The following is a 4,018-nucleotide window of genomic DNA, read 5'->3' as shown; positions in this document are numbered from 1 at the left end:
GGCTGACCATACCGAGGCGGTCGTACTGGCGGAGGGTCTGCGGGTGCAGGCCGGAGAGCTCGGCGGCGACGGAGATGACGTACACCGGGGTGTCCGCGGGGAGGACATGCGGCGGCCGGGCGGGGGGGGGGCCCGGGGGGGGCCCCGCCCCGGGCCCCCCCCGCGTTAATCTTGGCCCTATGCCTGAACGCCGTACTGTCGCCCTTGTCACGCTCGGATGCGCCCGCAACGAGGTGGATTCCGAGGAACTCGCCGGGCGACTGGAAGCCGACGGCTGGTTGCTCGTCGACGACGCCGCCGAAGCGGACGTCGCCGTCGTCAACACCTGCGGCTTCGTCGAGGCCGCCAAGAAGGACTCCGTGGACGCCCTGCTGGAGGCCAACGACCTCAAGGGGCACGGCCGCACCCAGGCCGTCGTCGCGGTCGGCTGCATGGCCGAGCGCTACGGCAAGGAGCTCGCCGACGCCCTGCCCGAGGCCGACGGCGTGCTCGGCTTCGACGACTACTCCGACATCTCCGACCGCCTCCAGACCATCCTCTCCGGCGGCCACCACGCCCCGCACCTCCCGCGTGACCGCCGCAAGCTGCTGCCGATCAGCCCGGCCGAGCGGCAGTCCGCCGCCGAGGCCGTCGCGCTGCCCGGCCACGGCGCCGCCGAGGCCCCGGCCGAGCCGATCACCGACCTGCCCGAGGGCCTCGCCCCGGCCTCCGGCCCGCGCACCCTGCGCAAGCGGCTCGACGACAACCCGGTCGCCTCGGTCAAGCTCGCCTCCGGCTGCGACCGGCGGTGCTCTTTCTGCGCCATCCCGGCGTTCCGCGGCTCCTTCATCTCCCGCCGCCCCTCCGACGTGCTGCACGAGGCCCAGTGGCTGGCCGAGCAGGGCGTGCGCGAGGTCGTCCTGGTGAGCGAGAACAACACCTCGTACGGCAAGGACCTCGGCGACATCCGGCTGCTGGAGACGCTGCTCGGCGAGATCTCCGCGATCGAGGGCGTCGAGCGGGTCCGGGTCTCCTACCTGCAGCCCGCCGAGATGCGCCCCGGCCTGATCGACGCGATGACCGGGACCACGGACGTGGTGCCCTACTTCGACCTGTCCTTCCAGCACTCGGCGCCCGCCGTGCTGCGCCGGATGCGCCGCTTCGGCTCCACCGACCAGTTCCTGGACCTGCTGAAGACCATCCGCGACCGGGCCCCGCAGGCCGGCGCCCGGTCCAACTTCATCGTCGGCTTCCCCGGCGAGACCGAGGCGGACTTCGCCGAGCTGGAGCGCTTCGTCACGCACGCCGGGCTGGACGCGATCGGCGTCTTCGGCTACTCCGACGAGGACGGCACCGAGGCCGCGACCTACGACGGCAAGCTGTCCGAGGACGTGATCGCCGACCGCCTGAACCGGCTCAGCCGGCTGGCCGAGGAGATGACCGCCCAGCGGGCCGAGCAGCGCATCGGCACCGAGGTCGAGGTCCTGATCGAGTCCATCGAGGACGGCGTGGTCGAGGGCCGGGCCGCCCACCAGGCCCCCGAGACCGACGGCCTGACCACCCTCACCGGCGTCGAGGACCCGCAGATCGGCCAGTTCCACCGGGCCAAGGTGGTCGCCAGCGAAGGCGTCGACCTGATCGCCGAGGCGCTGGAGCCGGTCCGGGTCCGTCAGGCCCCGGGAGCCGGGGAATGACCAAGGGGCCCGGCGCCCCGGCCGCGGCCCATCCGGGCAGACCGTCGGCCGCGGTGCCGCCGGTGCCGGCTGTCTGGAACATCGCCAACATGCTCACGATGCTCCGGCTGCTGCTGGTGCCGGTCTTCGTGTCGCTGCTGTTCGCCGACGGCGGGCACGACCCCAAGTGGCGCTCGGTCGCCTGGGCGTCGTTCGCCATCGCGATGATCACCGACCTGTTCGACGGCGAGCTGGCCCGGCGCAAGGGCCTGGTCACCGACTTCGGGAAGATCGCCGACCCGATCGCCGACAAGGCGATCATGGGCTCGGCGCTGATCGGCCTCTCGCTGCTCGGAGACCTGCCCTGGTGGGTCACCGCGGTGATCCTGGCCCGCGAACTCGGCATCACCCTGATGCGCTTCTGGGTGATCCGCTACGGGGTCATCCCGGCCAGCCGAGGCGGCAAGATCAAGACGCTGACCCAGGGCATCGCGGTCGGCATGTACGTCCTGGAGCTGACCGGCTGGCTGGCCACCGCCCGGGCCGTGCTGATGGCCCTGGCGGTACTGCTGACCATCGGCACCGCGCTGGACTACGTCGGACAGGCGCTGCGCATGCGCCGCGAGGGACTGGCCGCGGAGCGCGCGGGCCGGTGAGCGACGGGGGAGACCGGGTGACGGAGCACGAGCTGGCGGTACGGGCGCACGAGGCGCTGCGGGCCAGGGGCGGCACGCTGGCCGTCGCCGAGTCGCTGACCGGAGGGCTGCTCGCGGCCGCCCTGGTCGACGTCCCCGGGGCGTCCGCGACCTTCCGGGGCTCGGTCACCGCGTACGCCACCGAGCTGAAGGCCTCGGTGCTCGGCGTGGACGAGGGGCTCCTGGCGGTGTACGGGCCGGTCCACCCGGTGGTGGCGGGGCAGATGGCCGAGGGCGTGCGCCGGCTGCTGGGGGCCACGTACGGGATCGCGACGACCGGGGTGGCCGGGCCGGACCCGCAGGACGGGCAGCCGGTGGGCACCGTACACCTGGCGGTCGCCGGTCCGGAGGGAACTCTGGTCAGTTCGCCCCGGCTGTCGGGCGGGCGTGCCAGAATCCGTCACGGGGCGGTGACCGCCGCTCTGGAGCTGTTCGTCGGGCGGCTCCGGGCCGGTACGCCCACGACCTGAACCCCGCGGGGCCCGCACCCGGGCGTCCCGCAGCCCGTTGGAGGCGCCACGGAGGCGTGGTGGAGCCCCGATCGCGGCGATCTCCACCGAACCGAGATCCGCCGATCCGGTCCGCGGGCATGGCACAGCTGGAGGATCGTGTTACATCCAAGGGCCTGGTTGGGCAGAAACCAGGTGGCGAACGAGTTGCGTGACGGTGGCCGGGCGGTCCGCGAGGGGTACCACGAGGGGCCCGCGGACCCGGAAACGACACCGGAACGAGGAGGGGGACAGCCTTGCAGCCCAGAGTGAACACGACCAGGGTCCCCGCACGCGAAGCGGGCAAGGCGGTACGGTGGGGTCGTGACATCTCGATCCGCAGTCCGAGGAGGGAGGCACCGATGATCCTGCTTCGTCGCCTACTGGGCGATGTACTGCGTCGGCAGCGCCAGCGCCAGGGCCGCACACTCCGCGAGGTGTCGGCGGCAGCCAGGGTTTCGCTCGGTTACCTCTCCGAGGTCGAGCGGGGACAGAAGGAGGCCTCCTCGGAGCTGCTCTCCGCCATCTGCGACGCGCTCGACGTCCGGATGTCCGAGGTCATGCGCGAGGTCAGCGACGAACTGTCGCTCGCTGAACTTGCGGCGATGGCCACCCTCTCCGAAGGTGATCTGCTGAGGCCGGTACTCGAACCGGTTCCGCTGCCCGCCCCCGGCACCGACCGGGCGAACATGTCGCCCAAGGCCGCCGCGATGGACGTGGTCGCCGCCTGAACCCGGCCTCGACTCCCGGGCTCCTGGTGCCCGGGGCGAGCGAAGGAGGGCGGTCGTGCGGAGATCCGCGACGGCGTGCACGGAGGCTCGAATACGGCTGCGGCTACTGATACCGTGGCCGGCCCGCCGGGTCCTGGTGATCCTGACGGCAGGGCTGGTCTGGTGGCTGCCGGCGGTCCGGGGACAGTTGGCCGACGGCGCCGTGCTGGGACTGCTCGCGGCCGGCGGCTGGGGACTCGGCCTGATCCCGGTCCACGCCGACCGGAACGCCACCGGGCCGCAGCGGCGCCCGTCAAAGGAGGCCGTGGCCCGGGTGGCGGCGCAACCGCCGACGGTCGGCTGAGCCACTCGAACGGGTGATACGAGCGAACGAATGTCCCCGGGGGCCCCTGTGCCCCCGGGCCGGTGGGGGGGCGCGCGCCACGGGGCGCCCCGGGGCCCGCGCGCGCGGG

General features: G+C 73.1%; 6 protein-coding genes. 5 read left to right on the top strand and 1 reads right to left on the bottom strand.

The window, feature by feature from the left end:
• On the bottom strand, positions 1-181 hold a 181-nt coding region (locus tag ACFV6I_RS38220), incomplete at its 3' end, for a MerR family DNA-binding transcriptional regulator (RefSeq protein WP_380430761.1).
• On the opposite strand from ACFV6I_RS38220, the gene rimO reads away from it, so the two are divergent.
• The 5 genes from rimO to ACFV6I_RS38195 all read left to right on the top strand — a co-directional run bounded on the left by rimO (position 180) and on the right by ACFV6I_RS38195 (position 3,909).
• Positions 180-1,673 carry a 30S ribosomal protein S12 methylthiotransferase RimO gene (gene rimO, locus ACFV6I_RS38215; RefSeq protein ID WP_380430758.1) on the top strand — a complete coding sequence of 498 codons (1,494 nt, stop codon included), beginning with the start codon at positions 180-182 and terminating at the stop codon, positions 1,671-1,673. The genes ACFV6I_RS38220 and rimO overlap by 2 nt on opposite strands.
• Positions 1,670-2,308 (top strand): CDP-diacylglycerol--glycerol-3-phosphate 3-phosphatidyltransferase, encoded by a 639-nt coding sequence (gene pgsA / locus ACFV6I_RS38210; protein ID WP_380336457.1) that lies wholly within the window; start codon positions 1,670-1,672, stop codon positions 2,306-2,308. The genes rimO and pgsA overlap by 4 nt, the downstream gene beginning before the upstream one ends.
• Before the next feature lie 32 nt (positions 2,309-2,340).
• Positions 2,341-2,817, top strand: coding sequence for a CinA family protein (locus tag ACFV6I_RS38205; protein WP_380377605.1), 477 nt, complete (start codon positions 2,341-2,343; stop codon positions 2,815-2,817).
• Positions 2,818-3,197: 380 nt separating this feature from the next.
• Positions 3,198-3,566: a helix-turn-helix domain-containing protein gene (locus ACFV6I_RS38200; protein WP_049660741.1), complete on the top strand. Its 369-nt coding sequence runs from the start codon at positions 3,198-3,200 to the stop codon at positions 3,564-3,566.
• A gap of 55 nt (positions 3,567-3,621) precedes the next feature.
• A complete protein-coding gene (locus tag ACFV6I_RS38195; protein ID WP_380377579.1) occupies positions 3,622-3,909 on the top strand; it encodes a hypothetical protein in 288 nt (95 codons plus the stop codon).
• Positions 3,910-4,018 lie beyond the last annotated feature (109 nt).

Origin of the sequence: Kitasatospora sp. NPDC059803, assembly GCF_042732255.1 — a bacterium.
In the GTDB taxonomy this organism is placed as follows: Bacteria; Actinomycetota; Actinomycetes; order Streptomycetales; family Streptomycetaceae; genus Kitasatospora.
This window is presented reverse-complemented; position numbering and strand designations above follow the sequence as displayed.